The 23,522-nt window shown below is 65.7% G+C and carries 24 protein-coding genes; 6 read left to right on the top strand and 18 right to left on the bottom strand.

Going from position 1 to position 23,522, the window contains the following annotated elements:
• Positions 1 to 3: 3 nt before the first annotated feature.
• From NQJ30_RS09925 to NQJ30_RS09945, 5 genes are all read right to left on the bottom strand, one after another.
• Positions 4 to 1,329, bottom strand: a complete 1,326-nt coding sequence (locus NQJ30_RS09925; RefSeq protein WP_255769755.1) for an MFS transporter — start codon at positions 1,327 to 1,329, stop codon at positions 4 to 6.
• Between the two features lie 55 nt (positions 1,330 to 1,384).
• Positions 1,385 to 1,840 carry a MaoC family dehydratase gene (locus tag NQJ30_RS09930; protein WP_255769756.1) on the bottom strand — a complete coding sequence of 152 codons (456 nt, stop codon included), beginning with the start codon at positions 1,838 to 1,840 and terminating at the stop codon, positions 1,385 to 1,387.
• A gap of 83 nt (positions 1,841 to 1,923) precedes the next feature.
• Positions 1,924 to 3,153, bottom strand: coding sequence for an acyl-CoA dehydrogenase family protein (locus NQJ30_RS09935; RefSeq protein WP_255769757.1), 1,230 nt, complete (start codon positions 3,151 to 3,153; stop codon positions 1,924 to 1,926).
• Between the two features lies 1 nt (position 3,154).
• Positions 3,155 to 4,039, bottom strand: a complete 885-nt coding sequence (locus NQJ30_RS09940; RefSeq protein WP_255769759.1) for an amidohydrolase family protein — start codon at positions 4,037 to 4,039, stop codon at positions 3,155 to 3,157.
• 40 nt (positions 4,040 to 4,079) lie between these two features.
• The gene (locus NQJ30_RS09945) at positions 4,080 to 5,018 is read right to left on the bottom strand and encodes an SDR family NAD(P)-dependent oxidoreductase (RefSeq protein ID WP_255769760.1); all 939 of its coding nucleotides are present in this window, start codon (positions 5,016 to 5,018) and stop codon (positions 4,080 to 4,082) included.
• Positions 5,019 to 5,141: 123 nt separating this feature from the next.
• On the opposite strand from NQJ30_RS09945, the gene NQJ30_RS09950 reads away from it, so the two are divergent.
• Both NQJ30_RS09950 and NQJ30_RS09955 read left to right on the top strand, forming a co-directional pair.
• On the top strand, positions 5,142 to 5,621 hold the full coding sequence (locus tag NQJ30_RS09950) for a MarR family winged helix-turn-helix transcriptional regulator (protein ID WP_255769761.1): 480 nt from the start codon (positions 5,142 to 5,144) through the stop codon (positions 5,619 to 5,621).
• Between the two features lie 18 nt (positions 5,622 to 5,639).
• A complete protein-coding gene (locus tag NQJ30_RS09955; protein ID WP_255769762.1) occupies positions 5,640 to 6,236 on the top strand; it encodes an HD domain-containing protein in 597 nt (198 codons plus the stop codon).
• A 12-nt stretch (positions 6,237 to 6,248) separates the two neighbouring features.
• Here the strand turns inward: NQJ30_RS09955 and NQJ30_RS09960 are convergent, their stop codons facing one another.
• The 9 genes from NQJ30_RS09960 to NQJ30_RS10000 all read right to left on the bottom strand — a co-directional run bounded on the left by NQJ30_RS09960 (position 6,249) and on the right by NQJ30_RS10000 (position 15,641).
• Positions 6,249 to 7,574, bottom strand: coding sequence for an ATP-binding protein (locus tag NQJ30_RS09960; RefSeq protein WP_255769763.1), 1,326 nt, complete (start codon positions 7,572 to 7,574; stop codon positions 6,249 to 6,251).
• A 153-nt stretch (positions 7,575 to 7,727) separates the two neighbouring features.
• Entirely contained in the window at positions 7,728 to 9,104 is a 1,377-nt protein-coding gene (locus tag NQJ30_RS09965; RefSeq protein WP_255769764.1) for an FAD-binding oxidoreductase, read from the bottom strand.
• Between the two features lie 306 nt (positions 9,105 to 9,410).
• Positions 9,411 to 10,931 (bottom strand): amino acid permease, encoded by a 1,521-nt coding sequence (locus NQJ30_RS09970; protein ID WP_255769765.1) that lies wholly within the window; start codon positions 10,929 to 10,931, stop codon positions 9,411 to 9,413.
• A gap of 18 nt (positions 10,932 to 10,949) precedes the next feature.
• Entirely contained in the window at positions 10,950 to 12,374 is a 1,425-nt protein-coding gene (locus tag NQJ30_RS09975) for an aspartate ammonia-lyase (RefSeq protein ID WP_374113241.1), read from the bottom strand.
• 8 nt (positions 12,375 to 12,382) lie between these two features.
• Complete coding sequence (locus NQJ30_RS09980; protein ID WP_255769766.1) at positions 12,383 to 13,480, bottom strand: asparaginase; 1,098 nt, start codon at positions 13,478 to 13,480, stop codon at positions 12,383 to 12,385.
• Between the two features lie 57 nt (positions 13,481 to 13,537).
• Complete coding sequence (locus NQJ30_RS09985; protein WP_374113242.1) at positions 13,538 to 14,323, bottom strand: FadR/GntR family transcriptional regulator; 786 nt, start codon at positions 14,321 to 14,323, stop codon at positions 13,538 to 13,540.
• A 124-nt stretch (positions 14,324 to 14,447) separates the two neighbouring features.
• Positions 14,448 to 14,720 carry a hypothetical protein gene (locus NQJ30_RS09990; protein ID WP_255769768.1) on the bottom strand — a complete coding sequence of 91 codons (273 nt, stop codon included), beginning with the start codon at positions 14,718 to 14,720 and terminating at the stop codon, positions 14,448 to 14,450.
• Positions 14,717 to 15,388, bottom strand: a complete 672-nt coding sequence (locus NQJ30_RS09995) for an RNA polymerase sigma factor (protein WP_255769769.1) — start codon at positions 15,386 to 15,388, stop codon at positions 14,717 to 14,719. The genes NQJ30_RS09990 and NQJ30_RS09995 overlap by 4 nt, the downstream gene beginning before the upstream one ends.
• A 4-nt stretch (positions 15,389 to 15,392) precedes the next feature.
• Positions 15,393 to 15,641 carry a hypothetical protein gene (locus NQJ30_RS10000; protein ID WP_255769770.1) on the bottom strand — a complete coding sequence of 83 codons (249 nt, stop codon included), beginning with the start codon at positions 15,639 to 15,641 and terminating at the stop codon, positions 15,393 to 15,395.
• A 148-nt stretch (positions 15,642 to 15,789) separates the two neighbouring features.
• Between NQJ30_RS10000 and NQJ30_RS10005 the strand changes: the two genes are divergently transcribed.
• Entirely contained in the window at positions 15,790 to 16,512 is a 723-nt protein-coding gene (locus tag NQJ30_RS10005) for a hypothetical protein (RefSeq protein WP_255769771.1), read from the top strand.
• Between the two features lie 11 nt (positions 16,513 to 16,523).
• Here the strand turns inward: NQJ30_RS10005 and NQJ30_RS10010 are convergent, their stop codons facing one another.
• Positions 16,524 to 18,011 carry an MFS transporter gene (locus NQJ30_RS10010; protein WP_255769772.1) on the bottom strand — a complete coding sequence of 496 codons (1,488 nt, stop codon included), beginning with the start codon at positions 18,009 to 18,011 and terminating at the stop codon, positions 16,524 to 16,526.
• A gap of 81 nt (positions 18,012 to 18,092) precedes the next feature.
• Between NQJ30_RS10010 and NQJ30_RS10015 the strand changes: the two genes are divergently transcribed.
• Entirely contained in the window at positions 18,093 to 18,815 is a 723-nt protein-coding gene (locus NQJ30_RS10015) for a TetR/AcrR family transcriptional regulator (RefSeq protein ID WP_255769773.1), read from the top strand.
• A 122-nt stretch (positions 18,816 to 18,937) separates the two neighbouring features.
• On the opposite strand, the gene NQJ30_RS10020 is transcribed toward NQJ30_RS10015, so the two are convergent.
• The gene (locus NQJ30_RS10020; protein ID WP_255769774.1) at positions 18,938 to 19,546 is read right to left on the bottom strand and encodes a DedA family protein; all 609 of its coding nucleotides are present in this window, start codon (positions 19,544 to 19,546) and stop codon (positions 18,938 to 18,940) included.
• Between the two features lie 252 nt (positions 19,547 to 19,798).
• Here NQJ30_RS10020 and NQJ30_RS10025 point away from each other — a divergent pair, with 252 nt between their 5' ends.
• A complete protein-coding gene (locus NQJ30_RS10025; RefSeq protein WP_255769775.1) occupies positions 19,799 to 20,074 on the top strand; it encodes a helix-turn-helix transcriptional regulator in 276 nt (91 codons plus the stop codon).
• A complete protein-coding gene (locus NQJ30_RS10030; protein WP_255769776.1) occupies positions 20,071 to 21,315 on the top strand; it encodes a type II toxin-antitoxin system HipA family toxin in 1,245 nt (414 codons plus the stop codon). The genes NQJ30_RS10025 and NQJ30_RS10030 overlap by 4 nt, the downstream gene beginning before the upstream one ends.
• Before the next feature lie 62 nt (positions 21,316 to 21,377).
• Here the strand turns inward: NQJ30_RS10030 and NQJ30_RS10035 are convergent, their stop codons facing one another.
• Complete coding sequence (locus NQJ30_RS10035; RefSeq protein WP_164204097.1) at positions 21,378 to 21,995, bottom strand: uracil-DNA glycosylase; 618 nt, start codon at positions 21,993 to 21,995, stop codon at positions 21,378 to 21,380.
• Between the two features lie 113 nt (positions 21,996 to 22,108).
• A complete protein-coding gene (locus NQJ30_RS10040) occupies positions 22,109 to 23,461 on the bottom strand; it encodes an HNH endonuclease (RefSeq protein WP_255769777.1) in 1,353 nt (450 codons plus the stop codon).
• Between the last annotated feature and the right edge of the window lie 61 nt (positions 23,462 to 23,522).

The following is a 23,522-nucleotide window of genomic DNA, read 5'->3' on the forward strand; positions in this document are numbered from 1 at the left end:
CTCCTAACTGACCGAGGTGAGGTCGTTGTTCTTAGACTCCCGCGTCAGCAGGATGAAGACAATGGAAACCAGGGCCATGACGGACAGGAACACCACCACGGGAACGATGCTCTGGCCGGAATCCTTGTACAGACCGGCCACGATGCCCGGGGTGAAGCCGGCGCCGATCAGGGTGGCCAGCTGGTAGCCCACTGCGGCGCCGGTATACCGGTTGGTGGTGCCGAACTGCTCCGAGACGAACGCGGCCAGCGGCCCGTACAGGGAGGAGTGCAGCACGAGCGCCACAGTAAAGGCCAGGAAAACCATGCCGATATTGCCGGAGCCCAGCATCCCGAACATCGGGAACAGGTAGGCGATGAACAGGGCCAGGCCCGCCACCATCACCGGACGGCGGCCGAAACGGTCGGAGAGCCGTCCGCCCAGGAGGACAAACAGGATGGAGATGGCCGAGGCGCCGGCGAAGGCGTACAGCACACCCTGCTGCGGTGCGCCCTTGGATACGGCGTAGGTCACGGAGAACGTGGGCAGCACTACCTGCAGGCCGAATCCCGCGGCACCGGCGAACATGATCATGATCAGGGCCTTGGGGCGGCGCAGGACCTCCAGCAGCGGGATCTTGCGCTTGGTGCCCTGGGCGCTTTCCTGGGCTACGGCCTCGGCGAAGATCGGGCTTTCGGAGACCCGCAGCCGGACGAACAGGCCCACGATCAGCAGGACGAAGGACAGCAGGAACGGGACACGCCAGCCCCAGGCGAGGAAGGCGTCCTGCGGCAGGGCGGAGAACGCGCCCATGACCAGGGTGCCCAGGACGGCACCGGTGGGAGCGCCGGCATTGACGAAGGACGCCGCGAATCCGCGCCGCTTGGGGTCCGAATGTTCCAGCGCCATCAGCGCAGCACCGCCCCACTCGCCGCCCACCGCGATGCCCTGGCAGACCCGCAGGAGGACTAGGATCACCGCGCCCCAGGGGCCGATCAGGCTGGCGCCGGGGATCAGGCCGATGAGGGTGGACGCGACGCCCATCATCGCCATGGAGACGATGAGCATGCCCTTGCGGCCGATCCTGTCACCGAAGTGCCCGAAAATGACGCCGCCCAGCGGCCGGGCAACGTACCCGGCCGCGAAGGTGGCGTAGGCGGCAACCACGCCCACCCACTCGTCGGTCCCGGCGAAGAAGACCTTGGGAAAGGCCACGGCCGCGGCGGTTGCGTACAGCAGGAAGTCGTAGAACTCGATGGTGCTGCCCAGATAGCTGGACAAGATGACCGTGCGCGCTTCCTTGCGCTTGGCGGCCGTGCCCGCTGGTGCGAGCGTGGTGTGTCCTGACATGGCTGTTCCTTGGGGGAGGAGGGGTGGTTGGGTGGTTCCTAAGGGAGAGCTGGTCCTACTTGTAGAAGCGGGCGAGGAACTCGGCCACCACGGCGGGGCGTTCCTGGCCTTCGATTTCGATGGTGGCGTTGACCTTGATCTGGGCGCCGCCCTTGACCTCGGTGACCTCGGCGATGGTTGCCTGCATGCGGACCTTCGAGCCCACCTTCACGGGAGAGGTGAAGCGGACCTTGTCCAGGCCGTAGTTGACCTTGGTGGTGACGCCGTCCACGTCGAACAGTTCGCCCCAGAACGGGATGATCAGGGACAGCGTGAGGAATCCGTGGGCGATGGGGGCGCCGAACGGGCCGTCCTTGGCGCGTTCCGGATCGGTATGGATCCACTGCTGGTCGTCCGTGGCGTCGGCGAACAGGTTGATCTGTGCCTGGGTGATTTCGCGGTAGTCGGTGGTGCCGAGGTCCTTGCCGGTGAGGGTGAGCAGGGTGTCGAAGTCGACGACGAGATTGGGCATGGGGTGCCTCCTTGGGGGCGTTTGGGAAGGGCAAGTACGACGGCGGGCCGCCGGGTTTGGTGCGTGCTGTTCAGCTGGTCAGGTCAGCGGGTGAAGGCGCTTTCGCCGGTCAGGGCGCGGCCCACGATGAGGGCGTTGATCTCGTGGGTGCCTTCATAGGAGTAGACGGCTTCGGCGTCGGCGTGGAAACGGGCAACGTCAGTGTCCAGGGTGATGCCGTTGCCGCCCACCACTTCGCGGGCCAGGGCAACGGTTTCGCGCATCAGCAGGGACGTCTGCATCTTGGCCAGGGCTGAGTCCTGGTCCCGGTAGATGCCCTTGGCCTGCTGTTCGGTCAACCGCACCACCAGCGAGAGCGAGGCGGTAACGTTCCCGAGCATCCGGGCCAGTTTCTCCTGGACGAGCTGGAAGGAACCCAGCGACCGGCCGAACTGCTTGCGTTCCTTCACGTAGGCGAGGGCTGCTTCGAACGCGCCGGCCTGGAGGCCCGTGGCGATCCAGGCCACGTCCGAGCGCATGGCCCGCAGCATGGCGGCCACGTCGCGGAACGAGTTCACGTTGTGCAGGCGCATGGCCTCGGGCACGCGGACACCGTCGAGGGTGATGTGGGCGTTCTGCATCATCCGCAGGGACGTTTTCCCGTGGATCTTCTCCAAGGTGACACCCGCCGCGGTCCGGTCCACGAGGAAGGCCTTGACCTGGCCGTCCGCCACGTCCCGGGCGAACACGGCCAGGACGTCTGCGGTGGAGGCGCCGCCGATCCAGCGCTTCGCACCGTCCAGGATCCAGTCATCGCCCTCGCGGCGCGCGGTGGTGGACAGGCCCCCGGCGATGTCCGAGCCGGATTCGGGTTCGGTGAGTGAGAAGACGCCCTTCAGCGAAAAGTCGATCACCTTGGGCATCCACTCCCGTTGCTGGGCTTCCGAGGCTCCCACGCGGATGGCTGTGCGGAACAGGCCTGCCTGGGAGGTGTACCAGGTGGCCAGCGACGCGTCGGTCCGGGCGAGTTCGAAGATCCGGAACCCCTGGTAGATGCCGCGGGCCGGGCTGTGTTCTGCACCCGCGGCGCCAGTGAGTTCGGCCGGTTCCATCAGGTCCAGGTCGATCAGTGGCTGGGCCAGTTCGGTGGGAAAATCGCCGCGCTCCCAGTGGTCCGCCAGGAGCGGGTGTGCCTGCTCGTCGAGGAAGGTTCGGAGCCTGCCCAGCACGCGGCGCTCGCTGTCGGTCAGGAGGGACTCCGCGTCGTAGAAGTCAGCGACCTTGAAAAGCCGTACCGGGGCGCTCACGGTGGGTTCCGTCGTCGTCGTCTCCATCTCAAGTTCCCAGTCCGAGGAGGCGGACGGCGTTGTCCTTAAGGATCTTGGGCCGGATCTCGTCCTTGAGTGGCAGGTCGGCGAACGCGCCGAGCCACTTCTGCGGGGTGATGAGCGGGAAGTCGGTGCCGAACAGCACCTTGTCCTGGAGTACGGAGTTGGACATCCGGACCAGGGACTCCGGGAAGTACTTAGGCGACCAGCCGGACAGGTCGATGAAGACGTTGGACTTGTGGGTGGCGATGGAGTTGGCTTCGTCCTGCCAGGGCACGGAAGGGTGGGCCATGATGATCTGCAGTTCCGGGAAGTCCGCGGCCACGGCGTCGAGGAGCAGGGGGTTGGAGAACGCCAGCTTGATCCCGTACCCACCGGGCAGCCCTGCGCCCATGCCGTTCTGGCCGGTGTGGAAGATTGCCGGCAGGCCGAGCTCCTGCAGCGTTTCCCAGAGGGGGTAAAACTGCTCGTTGGAGGGGTCGAAGCCCTGCAGCGACGGGTGGAACTTGAAACCACGGACGCCGAGCTCGATCGCCTGGTGCTTGGCGCCTGCGATGGCTTCCTCGCCGGTGCGGGGGTCGACGCTGCCGAACGGAATGAGGACGTCGTTGTTCCTCGCGGCGCCGGCGATCAGGTCCGGGATGCTGTTGGGCTCGTGCTTGAGTTGGGTGCGGGCGTCCACGGTGAACACGACGGCGGCCATGTTCAGCCCGCGGTAGATCTCGGCGATGCGGTCGAGTGAGGGGGTGCGGTCCTCGGCTTTGAAGTACTTGGCCGAGGCTTCGGTCAGGGCCGGCGGCAGGGATTCATGGCCGTGGCCATCCACCTCCAGGTGGACGTGCATGTCAATTGCATCGAGTTTGGCGGCATCGATGCCCAGTTCATAACGCATATCGGTTTCCTTTGGCAGTCAGAGAGCGGGGCGCGGCGGACTAGCGGGCCGGGGCCGGCTCGGGCTTGAGTTCCTCCGGCAGCGGGAGGAACTCCTCCCCATAGCTCTGCAGCGTGTCACCGTTGAACAGCTCACCGGCGTTCTCCCGCAGGGCTTCGTAGCTCCAGCCGCCGTCGCGGTATTCGGTGGTGGCCGCTTCCGGGTGGCTCCAAACCTGCAGCCGGTCGCCGCCGGCACCGATCGCCTGGCCGGTAATGTTGGCGGCCTCGTCGGAGGCGAGGAAGGCAACCAGGCCCGCGACGTCGTCGGCCGTTCCGAACCCGAGCTCGTGGCGGAAGAATGACGGCATCGCCTCACCGCGCTCGTCCGCTTCCACAGCCTTCTGGAAGTACGGGACAGTTTTGGTCATGGCGGTGGCGGCCACCGGGATGACGGAGTTGACGGTGACCCCGGCTTTCTTCATTTCCAGCGCCCAGGTGCGGACCATGCCCACGATCCCGGCCTTGGCTGCGGCGTAGTTGGTCTGGCCGAAGTTGCCGCGCTGGCCCGTGGGCGAGCCGATGGTGATGATCCGGCCCTGCACGTTGTTGTCCTTGAAGTAGGCGAAGGCCTCGCGGACGCAGGAAAACGTGCCCTTCAGGTGGACGTTGATGACCAGGTCGAAGTCCTCGTCGGTCATCTTCAGCAGGCTCTTGTCCCGCAGGATCCCCGCGTTCGTCACCAGAATGTCCAGGCCGCCGAAAGCCTCCACGGCGCCTGCCACCAGCGCCTTGGCGGCCTCGGTGCTGCCGACCGGGGCAACCACCGCGGTGGCCCGCCCGCCGTCGGCCTCAATCTCTGCCACAGCCTGCGCCGCCGTCTCGGCATTGACGTCATTAATTACGACGGCGGCACCCTGGCGGGCGAGTTCCCGGGCGTAAGCGAGGCCGAGGCCCTGACCGCTTCCGGTGACGATTGCGACTTTGCCTGAGAGACTCATTGCTGCTCCTTTGCTAGCTGACCATGTTCCCCTGCCGTCCGGCGTGGGATGCTGTTCTGTATCCATGAGAATATGGATTGTTGAAGAAGTCAACTATTTATTTTGAAAACTATCTGGAGCGATATGACCATCGAAGTGCAGGGAGCAAAGCAGGCGGGCGGCGACGACAAGCTAGTGGCCGCTTCGATCACCAACGACATGGGGTTCCTGCTGGCAAAACTGCATGCAGCGGGGTCCGTGCTGAACAACCGGGCACTCGCCGACTTCGGGCTTAAGGAGCGCTCCTACTCGGTATTGGTCCTGGCGAACAGCGGCCTGGAACCAACCCAGCGGGAGCTGGCGGATTTCCTGAGCCTCGATCCGAGCCAGATCGTTGCCCTCGTGGACGATCTGGAAAAGCGGAAACTGGTGGTCCGCGCTCCCGGCAAGCTGGACCGCAGGGCCAAAACCGTCACTGCTACTGCGGCCGGTGCTACACTCCACGCGCGCGCCGCTGAGGCGGCGGAGCAGGCGGAGGCCGAAGCACTGCAAGGCCTCGACGCCGCCGAGGTGGCCACCATGAAGGCGCTGCTGCGCAAAGCGCTGTGGGGCGCCGCGGTGTAAGGGCCGTAGGCTTGGATCATGTCAGACCAGCACTCCACGGAGCACCACCTTGCGCCCACCTTCACTGTTGAGACCGCGAGGGTCCTGGCCGAGGTTGCCCACAACCGGCAGAAGGACAAGCTCAAGCGGCCTTACCGCGACCACGTCCTGGCCGTAGGCGATGCCCTGGCGGACTTCGACGACGACATCCAAATTGCCGGGTACCTGCACGACATTGCCGAGGACACGCCCATCACCCGCCAGGCACTTTTGGAGATGGGTGTCTCGGAGCGGGCAGCGGACATCATCGAGCGGGTGACCAACCGGCTGCACGACAACCCGGATGACTACCAGGCCGGCATCCGCTACATCGCGGAGGACCACGATGCCGCCCTCGTGAAGATCGCGGACAACGCGCATAACTCCATCCCCGAACGCGTCAAGGCACTCGCCGAGAAGTGGCCGGACAAGCCGCCGGTCACCAAGTACCGGGATGCCCGGCCGGTGCTTTATGCCGCTGTGGAGACTGAGGAAATCCGCAAGATCCTGGCCCGCGTGAACCCGTGGCTGCTCGAAGAACTGGACCACCAGCTGGACGAGGAAGACGACACCGACTACGAGAACCTCTCGTACTAGATCCGGGCCCGGCTAAACCCGCCCCAGCGCCTCGATGTCCTCCAGGAAGTCCTCGTGGACTTCGTCGCTGACAGTGGTCCGGGTGTCACCGATGGCGTCCAGGTAATCCTCCGTGGAGGGTCCCTTCCGGGCCGCCTCACGAAGTGAACCGCTGCCACCGGAAGCCGCTCCGCCGTCCCGGCCCTCGCCGTAAACCACGTTTTCAAGCGCCCGCTGGGAGGCGCTGCGGGCAGCATATTCGATGTCGGCCGGCGAGAAACCCTCGGTACGGTCCACGAGGAGTTCCACGTCCACGTCGTCCACCACGGCGGCCGGGATGAAGCGTTGCCACATGGCTTCGCGGGCCTGGCGGTCGGGGAGGCCGATGGGAATGACGTAGTCGAACCGGCCGTGCCGCAGGAAGGCGGTGTCCAGCGACCGGATGAAGTTGGTGGCGCAGACCAGCAGGCGGCCCGGCTGTTCACGGAAGGCCGGGATGATTTTCAGCAGCTCATTGGTGACGCCCTGAAGCGGCGACGGCGGTTCGCCCGATCGTTGGGACGCGATCTCCTCCACTTCGTCGATGAACACCACGCAGTGTTCCAGTTCGGCGATCTCCAGGAACGTCTCACGCAGCGCGCCGGCGAGGCCCTTCGGATCGGACGCCAGCCGCGACGGGAAAACTTCCACAAACGGCCACTCCAGCCGGGACGCGATCGCTTTTGCGAAGGTGGTTTTACCGGTTCCGGGCGGACCGAACAGCACCACGGCGCGCGGCGGCACCACGCCGTATTCGTCCGCGAGATCGGCCTCCGCGAGCGGCAGGACCAGCCGCCGTTCCAGAAGTTCCTTTTCCTTGCGCATGCCGGCCACGTTTCCCCACAGGTCCCGCGCCAGGACCCGGCCGCCCAGCTGGCCCAGCGCACCAAGCTCCTGCCGCTGGACGGGGATGGTCCGCTCAAAATACCGCAGGTTCTTTTTCAGCGCGAAGCCGCGGCTGAGGAAGGCCTCCACCCGGGTCTCAGATTCGGGCATCAGCGCCGAGAGCTTGTTCAGGCCGTGCGGGGCCATCCGGTTTTCGACGGCGGCGAGCAGCGAGGTGCCGATGCCCCGGCCGCGGTATTCCGGCAGCGTGGCGAGGAAGACGATCCAGCCCTGGTCGTGCGCGGCGCGGCCCACGGCGGCGCCCACCACCATGTCGCCCTGCACCGCCACCACGGCATGGTCCTTCTCGCACGACGCGAGGACCTCGGAGAGGGCATAGACGGGCTCCACGGCGGAGGCCTTGAGGGTTTCCCACAGGTGCAGGATCCCGTCCAGGTCTGCCGAGTGGAAGTCCCTGATCCGCCAGTTGGTCATGCCGTGTCTCCCGGGTGGTTCGTCGTTGAACTGCAGGTCATTAATGCTCTGCAGGTCATGAGTGCAGGGCAGCGCCGCGAGGCACTCTGCTGAGCATAAGCGATCTGCCCGCGACGAAGGGTAGCGGGAGGGTTGCGTTACGGCTGCGGACGGTCAGGCGGCGGGTTTGATGTTCTGGTTGATGTGGAAGAGGTTGTCAGGATCGTACTTTGCCTTGACAGCGCCCAAGCGGTCGTAGTTGTCGGCGTAGTTGTCCCGGATTCTGGACTGGTCATCTGCGTCCATGAAGTTGATGTACGCCCCGCCGGCGCTGTGCTCGTGCAGCTCGGTGGCATACTCGCGCACCCAGCGGATGTTCGCGTCGTTGTCGACGGGGCCTTCCCACATCCCGGCGATCACGGCAGCAATATCGGCATCACGGTAAGGGAAGGCTGTGGCGTCCTTTGCAATCCGTTGGACGGCCCCGTTGATGGGGTAGAAGTGGTTGGCCGTTTGCAGGCTGGGCACCCCTTCACCGAAGTGTTTGGCTACTTTGATGACCTCATCGCTGAATGTGGGGAGGAATTCTGCCTTCCAATAGGCCTGGAGTCCTTTGGGCAGCGACTCGTCAAACAAGGTGTTGAGGACCGGGTAGGGGAGTGGTCCCACGAAGGAGCCGGCAACCGGTGCGACATCAAGGAATGGCTGCCACTGCCTGGGCCCTTCCTCCTGCGGGCCTGTCCAGCCGCCCACCATGACCACCACGGGGCGTCCGCGGTATTCCTCCGCGAGGAAGGGAACCTCGGGACCCTGATGGAATCCCATAAAGACGCCAAGGTCCTCCGGTGCCGTGGCTAAGGTCTCGCGGTACAACTGGCCTACGGCTTCGGCGTGTTCGAGCAGGTAGATGACCACTCCGCCGTAGACCATGTCCACCGGGTGCAGGTTGAACTCGAGCGAGGTCACCACACCAAAGTTTCCGGTTCCGCCGCGGAGGGCCCAGAAGAGGTCGTCGTTTTCGGTGGCGCTGGCCACCCGGAAATTGCCGTCGGCTGTGACTACATCTGCGGATTTCAGGTTGTCGCAGGACAGTCCGTATTTCCGCGACAGATAGCCAATGCCGCCGCCCAGGGTTAGGCCGGTCACTCCCGTGGAGCCGATGATTCCGCCCGGTGTGCCGAGGCCGAAGGCATGGGTCGCGTGGTTGAAGTCCGCCCAGGTGGCGCCGGCCTCGGCGCGGGCAGTGGCCGTAGCCGGGTCAAAGCGTACTCCCCGGCGGTTGACGAAGTCGATGACCAGGCCGCCGTCGCAGGTGCCGAAACCGGGTGCGCTGTGGCCGCCGCCGCGGAGGGCCACGTCCATTCCTGTGTCCCTGGCAAAGTTCACGCCGGCCATGACGTCGGCGACTTGTGAAACTTGCAGGATGGCAGCGGGGCGTTTGTCGATCATGCCGTTATATACGGCGCGTGCGGCGTCGTAATCCGGGTGATCAGGGGTGATCAGGGTACCGCGGACGTTTTCCTGTAATGACTGCAGGGAACTGCTGTTCATGGTGAACTCCGAAGCTGCGAGGATTGCTCAGGTGTTCAGGCACAACGCCCCGCCAGCTGGCCGTACCCGATGTGAAAGTCGTGAGACCGGTGCACCGCTGCAGGTCGGTGCGGCCTGGCCGCACGCTCTGCTGTGGCGTGCTTCGTTGTTGCGCGGCTGCGGAATCCAGCCAGGATCCGGACGCTGCGATGGGCCCGGTTCTCGTAACGTACGCCCGCTGCCGGGAGCGGTCAATGCCTCTTGCGTACGACGGCGGCACCCGGGTTCCGTAGTCACAGAACCCGGGTGCCGCCGCCGTACGGGGGCCTAATTTTTGAACGTGTCCGCGGGCGGATTGGCGATCACGGGAGACGTCCCCGTGAAGCCCTCGCGCGCCTGGGCGATCTCCCGGATCCGGTGCCGGCAGGCGTACCAGCCGAACACCATCAGCACCGAGGCGATGGCCGTGACCAGCATGGTGAGCGGGGATTCGATGAAGACCATCACCAGCACGCCCACCAGGAACAGCAGCGAGAGGTATCCCGTGAAAGGGGCCCCGAACATCCGGAAGGACGGCCGTTCCACCCAGCCCTTGTCCGCCCAGCGTTTGAGCTGGATCTGGCAGAGGACAATGGTGGCCCAGGTCATGACGATGCCCACGGATGCCACGTTGAGCACAATCTCGAAGGCCTGCGCTGGCACCAGGTAGTTCAGCGGCACGCCCAGCAGGGACACCACGGCCGTGATGGCGATGCCGCCGTAGGGGACGCCTGCCTTATTCATCCGGGAGGCGAACTTGGGCGCGGAGCCGTTGACGGACATGGAACGAAGTATGCGCCCAGTGGAATATAGCCCGGCGTTCAGTGAGGACAGCGCGGCCGTGAGGACCACCAGGTTCATGATGACGTCCACGCCCTGGATGCCGATGGACCCGAAGAACGTGACGAACGGACTGACACCCTTTTCATAGGACGTGTACGGCAGCAGCAGGGCGAGGAGGATGACGGAGCCCACGTAGAAGACTGCGATGCGGAACACCACGGAGTTGATGGCTTTGGGCATGATCTTTTCCGGGTTCTCGGTCTCACCGGCTGCGGTGCCCACGAGCTCGATCGAGGCGTAGGCGAACAGGACGCCCTGCATCAGGATGATCATGGGGAGCAGGCCGTTCGGGAAGATTCCGCCGTTGTCCGTCAGCAGGCTGAGGCCCACTTGCTGGCCGTCCACGGGCGTGCCGAAGATGACGAAGTAGGTGCCCACCACGAGGAAGATGACCAACGCGGCAACTTTGATGAGCGCGAACCAGAATTCGAGTTCACCGAAGACCTTCACGGAGACGAGGTTCAGGGCGAGAACCACCACCAGGGCGGTCAGGGCCCAGGCCCACTGGGGAACGGCCGCCATCCAGGGGATGTAGTTGCCGAAGAAGTGCATGTACAGCGCGGCGGCGGTGATGTCCACGATGGTGGTGGTGGCCCAGTTGATCCAGTAGAACCAGCCGGAAACGAACGCGGCCTTCTCGCCAAAGAATTCGCGGGCGTAGGAGACGAACGAACCGGAGGAGGGCCGGTGCAGCACCAGTTCGCCTAGTGCCCGCAGGATGAGGAAGGCGAAGAAACCGCAGACGGCGTAGGCGATGACCAGCGACGGTCCGGCGGCGTTGAGGCGGCCCCCGGCTCCGAGGAACAGGCCTGTGCCGATGGCGCCGCCGATGGCGATCATCTGGATCTGCCGCGGTTTGAGGTTCTTGTGGTAGCCCTTGTCCTCCGCGTGGAGGGCTGTTTCGGAGGCGTGGGCGTGGCCGCCGTCGATGATGTGGTCAGGAATCGGGGTGGGGGGATTCGACATGGGGGAGTGTCCCTGGGGCTACTTGCTGAGGTTGGCGAGGCGTTCCGGGCTCAGGAGTTCCTGGAGCTGCGCGGAGGTGAGGAGTCCGTGTTCGAGGACCAGTTCGGCAACGCCTTTACCGGTGGCCAGGGCTTCCTGGGCGATGGCGGTGGCGGTGGCGTAACCGAGGTGCGGGTTCAGTGCCGTAACAAGGCCGATGGATTGTTCAACTGTATGCCTGAGGTGCTCGGTGTTGGCAGTGATGCCGCGAACGCAGCGGGCCGTGAGGGTGCGGCAGGCTGCCTCGAGGTGCGAGATGCTCTTGTGGAGGCTGTGGACGATGATGGGTTCGAAGGCGTTGAGCTGGAGCTGCCCGGCTTCGGCGGCCATGGTGATGGTGACGTCGTTGCCAACGACTTCGTAAGCCACCTGGCTGACCACTTCCGGGATGACCGGGTTGATCTTGCCGGGCATGATGGAGGAGCCGGACTGCACGGCGGGCAGGTTGATCTCGCCGAAACCCGCGCGCGGCCCGGAGGAAAGCAGCCGCAGGTCGTTGCAGATCTTGGAGAGTTTCACGGCCACGCGCTTCAGCACGCCGGACAGGTGAACGAACGCGCCCACGTCCTGGGTGGCCTCGATGAGGTCGACGGCGGTGACCAGGGGCAGGCCGGTGATCTCGGCCAGGTGCCGGCAGGCTGCTTCCGCGTAGCCGGCGTGGGCGTTCAGGCCGGTGCCGATGGCGGTGGCGCCGAGGTTGATTTCGTGGATAAGCAGTTCCGCTTCGGCCAGCCGCAGCCGGTCCTCGCCGATGGTCACGGCGTAGCTCCCGAATTCCTGGCCGAGGGTCATGGGGACGGCATCCTGCAGCTGGGTGCGGCCCATCTTCACCACGGTGCGGAATTCCAGCGACTTCCCGGCGAAGGCTTCCTCGAGTTCTGCCAGGGCGGCCAGGAGCTCGCGGGCGGCGAGGATGGTGCCCAGTTTCACGGCGGTGGGGTAGACGTCGTTGGTGGACTGGCTGAGGTTCACATGGTCGTTGGGGTGCAGGCGGGCGTAGTCGCCTTTGGGGTGGCCGAGGATTTCGAGGGCGCGGTTGGCGATGACCTCGTTGGCGTTCATGTTCGACGACGTTCCGGCGCCGCCCTGAATCACGTCCACCACGAACTGGTCGCTGAGTTTGCCGTCCATCACATCCGTGCAGGCCTGTTCGATGGCGGTGGCCCGTTCGGTGTCCAGGAGGCCGAGTTCGTGGTTGGTCCGGGCGGCGGCAAGCTTCACGGCGGCCAGGCCGCGGACCAGATGCAGGTTGGAGGACAGCGGCTGCCCGGTAATGGGGAAATTCTCCACGGCCCGCAGCGTGTGGACGCCCCAGTAGGCCCCGGCGGGAATGTCGCGGTCGCCGAGGAGATCGTGCTCGGAGCGTGTGTCCGGGGCGGTTTCGGTGGTGGTCAGGGTTGTCATGGGGGTCCTCACGGGGCTTCGTTGACGGGTTTGGACAGGGTTGATGGAGCCAAGAAATCTGCGGGCTGGAGCAGGCCGACCGGGTGTCCGCCGCCCAGGACCGGGGTGGTCCCGATGCCGGCCAGCGGTGCGGTGTCGACGCCGAGGGACTCGAGTACATGGACGGTCGCGGGCATCCGGGCGCGGTCGCCGCCGTCGGAAATCTTCACAGCCACAGCGCGGGCGTCCGGCAGGCCCACCAGCTGCACACCCTCGAAGCCGTCCTTCGCCACGGCGCCCGGGAGCAGCCGCATCAGTTCGGTGACGTCCCGGCGCTCGCCGGCCACCATCGCAGGGTGTTGCCGCATGGCGAGTCCAACGGCGGCTTCCGCCAGCAGCGGGGATGTTCCGCCCTCGTCGGAGGTGCTTGCTGTGACATCAGCTGTGGCTGCGGCAGCCGCCGCGATGGTGCCGAAGGCGCGGGCCATGCCGCGCAGGGTGAGGGCGAACAGCGGGGTGCCGCAGCCATCGGTGCTGCGGGCGGACGGTTCCTCGCCGGCAAGTTCAGCGACTGTGGACGCAACCAGTTGCTGCAGCGGGTGTGACGGGTCCGCGTAGCCTTTGACCGGCCAGCCGTTGATGACGCACGTTGCGGCCATGGCGGCGTGCTTGCCGGAGCAATTCTGGGTCACCTGCGTGGGGTGGAGGCCGGCGCGCAGCCAGTTCTCGCGCTCGGCGGTGCCGTAGGGGAGGTCGGTGCTGTTCTCCAGATCGCTGGCCGCGAGGCCGTGCATGGCGAGGATGCGCTGGGTGCCGCCGCGGTGCCTGGAGCCGCCGGAGTGGCTCGCGGCGGCCAGGGCCAGGAGATCCGCCGGCAGTTTCAATCCGCCCCGGACCATGGCCACAGCCTGCAGCGGCTTCAGTGCCGAGCGCGGGTAGAACGGAGCCAACGGGTCCCCTGCTGCGGCGAGGATGGTGCCGTCGGGGGCCGTGGCGATGGCCGAGCCGTAGTGGATGCTTTCCACGAGGCCGTCGCGGGTAGCGACAACCAGGGGTGCGTGCCGCGGAAGGCTCCCGGGAGTGCAGGGAGAAGCAGTCTGGGCAGCATGAAGTGCAGGGGCGGGCATGGAGTCCTCGGGTTACTGGTGACGGGATACTTGCTGAGGCGTTAGTGAGCTGGGGCGTTAGTGATTGAGGATGGAATCGAGGGCGACGCCCACGGCACGCAGGTGTTCGGCCATCGCGTGGCTGGCTTCGTCCGCCTTGCCGGCCTCGATGGCGGCGAGGATCCGCTGGTGTTCGCTGTCCGAGGCGTGCTGGCGGGCGGCCACCATGTTCAGGGTTTCGGACTGGAAGGCCAGGGCTCCCCGGATGTCAGCCACCACGCTGGCAAACACCTTGTTTCCGCTGGCCCGCGCGATGGCGGCATGGAAGCTGGAGTCCAGGGCCACCCAGGACTCGGGGTCAGTTTCGGTGATCATGGCCGCGACAATGTGCCGCATCGTCCCGAGTTCGTCCTCGGTCCGCCGCACGGCAGCCAGCCCGGCGGCGGGAACCTCGATATGGGGCCGGGCCTCGGTGAGGTCCCCGGCGGAGTAGTGCCCCAGCGTGAGGTCGTTTGCCACCTTGTTGGCCACCACGAAGGTGCCCTTGCCGGTCTTGGTCACCGTCAGGCCCAGTGCTGTGCAGGAACGGAGCGCTTCGCGGATGACCGAGCGGCTGACCCCGTACTGCTGCGACAGGGAAGCCTCGGAACTGAGCTTCCCGCCCACGGCCACCGTGCCGGACTCGATGTCCGCGCGGATGGCGTTGAATACTGCTTCGGCCGCGCTGAGCCGGGCCAGGGGCTGGGTCGGCACCTGAACCGGCACCTCAACCGGCGTCTGGGTCGGGCTGGATGGCTGGCTGGGGGACCGCTCACTCAAGTGCTCTGCAGGCTGTCCTGCTGTCCGGCTGTCTGACAGGTTCACGCTTACAAATATGGCCGCGGTCACACTGCATGTCAAACTACCGCCGGCCGTCGGCTCCCGAAGTATCCGCGAACCGGTGCGTCGGCACGGAACCAGAGGCCGCCGTCGTTCTTGCCGCAGTTTCCTAGAATTTTTCCAGGCGCCGCAGCGCCGGGCCGGGGTCCACCCCAGCGTCGGCGGCTGCGAGCAGCAGCAGCGAGCGTGCCTCTTCGAAGCAGGCACTGCAGCCCGACAGGTGCGCCCGGAGCGCCGGCATGCTGTCCGGCGAGCCGCTCAGCATGATTTCCACGTAGGTGTCAACGGTGTCAAAGCAGTCGTTGCAGGAAAGCCACGGCTCGGCGGCCAGGGTCAACCGGCGCACTGCTTCCGGGGTCAGGTTTCGGCGGGGCGTAGTCATGGGATCACTCTCGGTGTGGTTGGTGCAGCGGGGAGGTAGCCGGCGAGCGTGAGGTGCGCCCGGAGCCGGCCACGGGCGTCGTGAAGAGCTTTGTAGAGGGCGTTGCGCGTGGTGCCTAAACGGTCGGCCAGCACGTCGATGGGCACCTCATCCACCACCAGCGCGAGCACCACCCGGCGCTGGTGGGGCGTGAGGGCCTCGTCGATTGCTTGTCCGACGGCGGCCGAAAGTTCCGTGCCTTCGAGCAGTTGCTCGGGGGAGCTTTGGGTGGCCTGCCGCTCCAGGATGGAGTCGAGGCCGACGTCGCGGTGGCGCCACATGTTCCGCCGCACCTCGACGGCGGCGTGCAGGATGCCGAACTTGTACGCCCAGGTGGTGAACCGGCTGCGGCCTTCGAAGCTGGACAGTTTGCCGAGCACGTCCACCATGGCTTCGTCGGCCGCCTGGTTCACCAGCTCGTCGAGGCGGACGGCGCCGATGGCCGGCAGTCCGTAGTACATCTGCGACACCTGGTGCCGGGCCGCCTTAACCAGCAGCTGGTGGAGCTGCAGGAGTGCCGCATCGTGCCCGGGGCCGGGTGTGCTGAGGAGCGTCACCCAGCCAGGGTCGGGGGGTCTGGGCCGCACCTGCTGCGTATCCGTCAGCTCCGGGCCGTCCAACGTGGTCATGCGACTACTCCCGTCCGCTGAATTCACCCGCGGGCCCGGCGATGCGGACCGCCAATTCCGGCGTGCAACCCTTGTCCACCAGCTTGAGCAGCTCGTGGATGTCCACTCCCCGGGTGGCCGCCATGCGTGACGCCAGAGTAGCAGGGAACCCTGCCTCGATCAGCAGCCGCCCGCGCCAGGCAACGATTGCGTCCCACTCGTTTCGGGGCGATCCGGCCCCCGTCTGTGCTTCTACTTCCCGTTGAGTCTTCATACCCAGTTAGTGTCACGCGGGCCTCCGCACTTACCTGCTTGGTGGAAAGCCGCGCGGAAAAGATTCCGTCGGAGCGGGGGTAAGACCCCGGCGCGAAAAGACACTAATGTGCCATGGGCGCCCCGCCCATGTGAAAGGAGATTCAACCGTGGAAACGATGACATCCCACAGGCGGCCCAAGCTCGCCGTCGTGTTTGCCCTGCTGGCTGTTTCCGGCGGCCTGACCGCCGCCTATTCCGTGGGGGCGGCGCCCGACCAGTCCACGTTCCAGGAAGCCGCAACGGTATCGATGGCCCACAACCATGGTTCCGGCAGCTCCAGCTCCGTTCCAGCCGCACAGCTTGAGTTGCGCCTGTCAATGCGGACACTGTGGGCACAGCACATGGAATGGACCCGCCTTGCGATCGTTGATTTTGCCTCCGGATCGGCCGGCTTCGACACCACTGCAGGGCGGCTGCTGCAGGATCAGGCGGACATCGGCGATGCCATCAAGCCCTTCTATGGTGATGCTGCCGGCGCCCGGTTGACCACCCTGCTGCAAACACACATCACCGAATTCGTCGGCCTGTTCCAGGCGGCCAAGGCCCAGGACGCCGCAGGCCTGGAAACGGCCAAAACTGCCGTTTACGCCAATGCCCGGGAAATCGCCGACTTCCTGGCCGCCGCCAACCCGCAAAGCTGGAAGCAGGACGAGATGCGCTCCATGATGAAGGAACACATCGACCAGACCATCTCCTACGGGAGCGCTGAGCTGAACGGACGGTATGCCGAAGGCATCGCCACCTATGACCTCGCGGAACAGCACATGCTGATGATGGCGGACGACCTCAGCGACGTCATCATCAATGCCTTCCCCGGCAGGTTCCGCTGAATCGTCGGCCTTCAACGGAGTTCGCGCATGACCTTGTGATGGGTGATTTCGTCGTGGCCACGCTCGCCGGGGAACGCATCCCCCACGGTCCCCGGCATGTCTTCGCCCTGCTGTGGCCTGCGGCCGCCGGCTTGCCCGAACGCGAAGAGCGCGGCAACGGTGGTGAGGGCAAAGCAAACCACAGGCACCCAAAGTGCTGCGAGCACGGCGATCAGTGCCCCGGAAGACTCCTCAATCGCGAAGTAGAGTCCGCCTGCCGCTGCTATTCCGAGTGCGGAGCCCGTTTGTTGAACTGTATTCAGTACCCCCGACGCCGTGCCGGCAAGGTCAGGTGCCACCTCCCGCAACGCGATGTCCACAAGGGGCATCGCCACAAAGATGAGGCCGACTCCGGCTGCGGCCATCGGCAGCACGAGTACCCATGCGTTGAACGGCATACCGGCTTCGAGCACAAGGCGCACCCACAGGAATGCGGCTGACTGCACAAGACCGCCGACGAGGACCAGGCTGACTCCATGGCGCTTGCTCAACGGCACGGCGACGGCTGATCCGGCCATGGCGCCCAGGCTGATCGGCAGCAGGATCAGGCCGAACTCCAGGGGGCTGAGTTTGATGATCTGCTGGAGGTAGAAGCCGAGCACCATCGCGTAGCTGCCCGAGCCGAAGGCGAAGAGCAGCTGCACGAGGGCCGAGCCTGAGAACGGCCTCACCTTGAACAGTTCGGCGGATATCAGCGGCGCCTTGCCCGCTGCCGTCAGCCGCCGTTCGACCCGGGTGAAGGCGGCAAGCATCACCACCGCTACTGCGATGAGTGCCCAAATCCACCATTGCCACCGGTTCAGGTGGCCCGTGGTCAGTGCGAAGACGACCAGGAAGATGGCACCGCCGGAGAGCACGGCGCCGCTGACATCCAGACGGTTCGCCTCGGTCGCGACAGCTTTCGGGAGGCAGGCTAACGCGACAACCAGCGCGATAAGCCCGACGGGGACGTTGATCACGAAAATACTCCGCCAGCCCATGCCGAACGCGTCGGAGGTGACAAGCCAGCCGCCCAGGAGCTGGCCGGCAACAGTGCCGAGCACGCTCATCGAGCCGATTGCCGCGTACAGGGGCGCGCGTTTCTCCGGCGGATAGAGCACCTGAACGTAAGCGAGGACCTGGGGGATCATCAGGCCGGCCAGGGCGCCTTGGGCTATCCGGAATCCCACCAGGGACGCCCCGTTCCAGGCGAGGGTTGCCCCGAGCGATGCGGCCAGGAAGCCGAACAGACTGAGGGCGAAGACCGTCCGCCGCTCGAACCTGTCCCCGAGACGGCCGCCCAGGAGGAGGGTCGATGCGAAGGCGATCATGTAGCCGGCAATCGTCCACTCAAGTTCGACCGGGCTGGCACCGAGATCGCCCTGAATTGAGGGCAAGGCAACGTTTGTGATCATCGTGTCCATGAGGTCCATGAATGATGCGGTGAGCAGCGCCGCCATGGCTAGGGATTGCTTCTTCATCGGGGGTCTCCGGTTCGAGAATAATTGCGATCTATTTACTGTGTATGGCATACGCAATACTTAGACGCTACTGTGAATGTTGTGCGCAGTCAACAGGAGCAGATGTCCGAGTCCGAATTGCTCAAAATCGCGGGGTTGCCCCAAGTGGTCCGGCTCGCCTGGGGGCTGGGCGGGACGACGAACCGCGGGCCCAAACCGAAGCAGAGCACCGAACGCATTCTCGCCACGGCAATTCAGCTCGCCGACGATGAGGGTCTGGAGCGGCTCTCGATGGCGGCCCTGGCCAAACCCCTGGGTCTCGCGACGACGGCACTTTACCGTTACGTGGATTCAAAGGAGGCTCTCATTGAGCTGATGGTCGACGCCGCAGTCGGGCGCCCGCCCGCCAGCGCGCCGGCCAGTGGGTGGAGTGAGAATGCCAGGGCCTGGGCACTCGCCCTGATGGATGTCTATGCGCTCCATCCATGGCTGAGCGACGTTGTCATCACCAGCATGCCCCGCACGCCCAACAGCTTTGCGTGGATCGAATCGCTGCTGGAGAGCCTTGCCGACTCTCCCTTGACGGAAAGCGAGCGGCTGAGTGCAGCGCTGATGTTGCAGGGAACTGTGCGGACTTACGCGGCCATGATCCGCAGCCTGCCGGAGGGCCCGGAGGTCAATGCCCCCTTTTTTTCCCTGCTCCCGGCCCTCGGCGCTGGCGCGTACCCCCGGCTGATTGCCGAACTGCAGCGGGAGCGAGACTCCGTATCCGGCGAATTCCTGTTCGCTCTTGAAGCATCACTGAGGGGCCTCGCTGCCTCATGAGCACTGCGGTGCCGTCCTCTCGTGCTGTACAACTGACCGGTACGTTCGTGCCGCTTGGCCCCTGCTAGGCGGGGTTCTTTTGCGGCCCCTGCTTCAGGCAGGCCGGAACGGCACGATCGTACCTACGCCCGTTCCTTCCGCCAGGCCCGCACGCGCCACGCCACCAATGCGGCCACGGCCACAACTGCAATGACGACGGCGATGTCCTGGCCGGCTGCCTTGGCCACGGTCTCGTAGGAGTTGCCGGCAAGGAAGCCCAGTAGGACGAAGCCGACGCCCCACGTGAGGCCGCCGGCCGCGTTGAAGAGCAGGAACCGGCCGTAGGGCATCCGCGACGTCCCGGCCAAAGCGGGCATCGTTGCACGGAAGAAGGCCACGAACCGTCCCAGGAAGACCGCCCAGCCACCTCTGCGGCGCAGGAAGACCTGGGCCTTGTTCACCCTTTTCCTGTGACGTTTCATCCATCCGGACTTCACTAAACGCGGGCCCAGATGCTTCCCGACCTCATAGCCCACGGTGTCACCTAGGATGGCGGCCACCACGACGATGACCATCATCAGCGGCAACTGAACCTCGCCGCGGCTGGCCACCACACCGCCCAGCACAGCAGCCGTTTCACCCGGAATTACAAAGCCGACGAACAGTGCATCTTCGGCGAACACCAGGCAGAAGACGGCGAGGTAGGCCACGAGCGGGCTGACGTTCAGGATGCCGTCGATGAAGCCGCTCATGGGGCAATACTAGGCCCTGCGCTAAAGATCATTCAGCGGTAGCTTTCAACATTTGAGGGACGGTTTAGTGCACCTCAGTGCGGCAAGCGATCCGCCGAGGGGCACCACGTGACCTGACGTTTCCGGACACCGAGGATCAGCGCTGACGAAAGCAGCACGTTCGTGCCGGTCTAGGGCTTTCCGCAGCGTAAGACTCGGCGTAGGCTTACCAGGAATCCAAGAACGGCACGATCGTACCTATCGGAGGTGTCAGTGGAACCCTTGACCGATCTGCTGGCCAGGGAGGTGCGCTCCCGGCGTGGCCAACTGGGGCTCACCCAACGCGACCTCGCGGACATGGCCGGGGTCTCGGAACGGTTCCTCCGGTTCGTGGAGCAGGGCAAGCCCAGTGTCCAGTTGGATTCGCTGACCGCGGTCCTGGACACCTTGGGCCTCGAACTGCGGCTCGCCACCCGAACCAGCCAGGCCGACCGTGCGCTCACAGACCCGGCAATTGCCCCCGGCTCGGTCGGAGAAGCGCAGCCATGAAGCACCGCATCGCGGACATCTACAAGGCCGGTGTCCTGGCAGCCAAACTGGAGCGGCATGACGGTGGCACCCGGTTCAACTACCTCCCGGCCTACCTCCAAAGCGGGGGACCCGCCGTCGCCAGTTCCCTGCCCCTCACCACCGAACCGGTGATCTCGGCAGCGGGGGCGGCGCCGCCGTACTTCACCGGGCTCCTGCCGGAGGGGCGCCGGCTCAACGCGCTGCGCCGTTCCATCAAGACCAGCGCCGACGACGACCTGTCCCTGCTCATCGCCGCCGGGGCGAACCCCGTGGGGGACGTCCAGATCGTGGGCCACGGCGAGCCGCTGGACCCGGATGAACACGCCGTGGAACTGGACCCCAGGCTGCCCGTGGACTTCGACCAACTGCTGGGCGACCCGGACCTGATCGACCCCGTGGCCCTCGCCGGTGTGCAGGACAAATTGTCCGCCGGGATGATCTCGCTGCCCGTTGCCAGCGCCGGCAGGCGGTTCATCCTCAAACTCAACGCCCCCGAGTTCCCGCACGTAGTGGAGAACGAGCTGGTTATGTTCCGCTACGCGGCGCGGCTGCGGATTCCCGTGAGCACCGTGCGGCTGATCCAGGATGTTGCCGGCAGGCCGGGCCTGCTCGTGGAACGATTCGACCGCATCCCGGTTCCCGGCGGCGGGGCCAACGAGGTCCAGCGGCTGCCCGTGGAAGACGGCGCCCAGGTGCTGAAACTGTACCCGGCCGACAAGTACAACGTGGGCTACGGGACGGTGTGCCACGCCCTGGCCGACCACTGCGCCGCGCCCCTGCCCGCCTTGCGAAACCTTGCCATTCAAGGGGCTTTCGCATGGCTGAGCGGCAATGGGGACCTGCATGCCAAGAACGTGTCCATGGTCCAGCAGCCGCACGGGGAGTGGACCATCGCGCCCGTCTACGACATCCCCTCCACCGTGGTTTACGGCGACAAAACCATGGCGCTGACCCTGAGCGGGAAGCGCAGCGGGATTTCGCGCCGGCATTTCCTGGGCTGGGCCAAGGACCTGGGACTCACCGACCGGACGGCAAACCAAGTGGTCGAGCTTGCCCTCAAAGCATCCGGTCCGCTGATCGCGGACCTGGAGTCGGGGTCGGCTTTCGCCGGCGTCCCAGGTCCGGTAAGGAACGACGACGGCGGCTCGCCGTTTCCTGACATGGTCACCAGGGCATGGGTCAAGGAACTCAAGCACCGCAGGCGGTTGCTGGAGGGCTGAGGCACCCACGGTGGGTGCCGCCGTCGGGCGTTTCCCCTGTTGCACCCCGCGGAGGAAGGGGCCTAGAGGTGCTGGATGCCTGCCCGCTGCATGGCGTCCTTGTAGACTTCCACGCTCTTGGCCAGGAGGTCTTCCTGCTTGGCCTCGGAAACAGCAAAGGCCCGCCCGCCGAGCGCGCTGGCCTTATAGATCTTGATGCCGCTGTTCTTCAGGGAGGAATGGTAGGTCTTCTCGAACAGGGTGAGGAACGTGGAGGCATCCGTGCCGTGGGCGATAACTGCCGAGACCCGCCGGTTGATTTTCAGGAACTGGCGGAAGGGCCGCAGGCCGTCGGTCTTTTCCTGGACGTTCAGCGCCGAGGGCAGCTCGGGGTCGCGGACCCACGGGTAGGCGTTCCACGGCATCACGTAGCGGGGATCGAGTTCCGCGAGTTCGTAGATTTGCGTGGCCCGACGCGCAGCCTCGTCGTCATTGAAGTGGGAGACGAACCCGGATTCAGTGCCCTTGCCCGGGCTGACGTGGAGGCTGACGATGCGGCATTCGTCCTCGTCGTGCACGGGGTCGATGTACGGAACAACGGACCCGGGCTTCTTTTCCATCAGTTCGTCGCAAAGCTGCGTTACCGCCGCGATGTTTGGTTCCTGTAGCAGGGCCTTTTTTTCGTCCCAGTCAATCGTCACGATCTCTCCCTCAGCAGCAAGGCGTCCAGAATCAGGCGTCTTATGCCACTCTACGCTTTTGCGCGTTTGGGTGCCCAGGGGTCTTGTCCGGCCCGGGCTCCGCCTGCCCGGTTTCAGGGCGCGGACGCATGCTTTGAAGAGGCGCGGCTAAAGGCTCTCTTCCGGGGCCCACGGGTGAGGGGAGTCCCGGGCATCGGGGGTGCCGTTGAGCGGTACGTATGGCCGGTTGGGGTGGTCACTTCGACCGTATGGCGCGGGCCGGGGACCGGCTGGGCGGCCCAGCCCGGTGATTCTTTGGTGTGGTTGCACGCTTCGCAAAGCCCCTGGCCGTTGTCCGTGCTTGTTGGGCCGTCGCTGCGCCACGGGATGATGTGGTCGTGATGCCGGATCGGCGCATCACAATATGGGGTGCGGCAAGTATCGTCGCGGGCCTGCAGGAAGCCGCGGAGCCGTTCCGGGAATAGCCGCGCCTTCGAATCCATGGACACCAAATCACCGCTGCCAGGGGCGGTGTAGAGCCGGCGGAGCCAGACGTTGAACGCGGGATCGTCCGTAAGCAGGGCCTGCCTGGCCCAGTGGCCGGGAACGATGCCGTAACCCTGCAGCCGGGCCGGTTCGCTGTCCCCCTGAAACAGCGTCCGGTCGGTCATGATGAGCTGGATTTCGATGCCGGTAGGCCCGCCCCGGGTACCTGTGATGCGTTCCACCAGGTCATCAGCCATGATCTGGCCGTTGGACCGTTCGTCACCTGACGAACGCAGGGCAGCGGCGTTGCGGGTGAGCGCCGCATGGACGGCCACGCCCTGCGCCACTGGCAGCAGCGCGGTCAGGTAAGTCATGGTGTCCGGCGCCGGGCGCAGGCTGACGCCCCGTTCGGTGACAGCATGGCTGGCTCGCTTCGCAACAGATCGGGGGTCCCGCCGGTAGGCTGCTGCGCGGACGGCGCCAACAATGGCCCGGTCGCCGGCGCCGGCCAGCGAACCGGAATCCGCGGCGATCTCCTCATCCACGGCGCACCGGTCTTCCGCGCTCAGGCACGCTGTTTCCCGCACTAGCAAGGTGGCACGCCACTCGTTCAGCTGCCCCGTCTGCAGGGCAGCCAGCGTGTGGGGCATCTCGGTGGCAAGGGCCTTTGCCAGGCCCAATAGCCTGCCGCCGCGGGCGGGGGATTCCCGCCGTGCCAGCGCGATCTGTGCGCCGACACCGGCTCCCTGTTGTTCCGCCGGAACTCCCGCCGTTGCCTGCGCACGTCTCTCGACGGCGTCGAACGTCACCGATATCCGCGCCTGCGCGGCAGCGGCGGCCGACTTCACATCCTCAAGTTCCCGCAGTTGGGCGATGAGGGCCGGACCGTCACCTGCGGGACGGACGGAGTGCAGAATACTCAGGGCATCCGCAAGGCCGGATGCGCGGTTTCCCGCCTGCCCAGTCGCCTGCCCTGCCGCCGAACCCTGAATGGCCTCCATAAGGAAAGTCTTCCAGGGGTGTCCGGTCATGTCGCGCACCATCGCACCGTATGTGGATGAA

Source organism: Pseudarthrobacter sulfonivorans (assembly GCF_024391045.1).
GTDB classification, from domain to species: Bacteria; Actinomycetota; Actinomycetes; order Actinomycetales; family Micrococcaceae; genus Arthrobacter; species Arthrobacter sulfonivorans_B.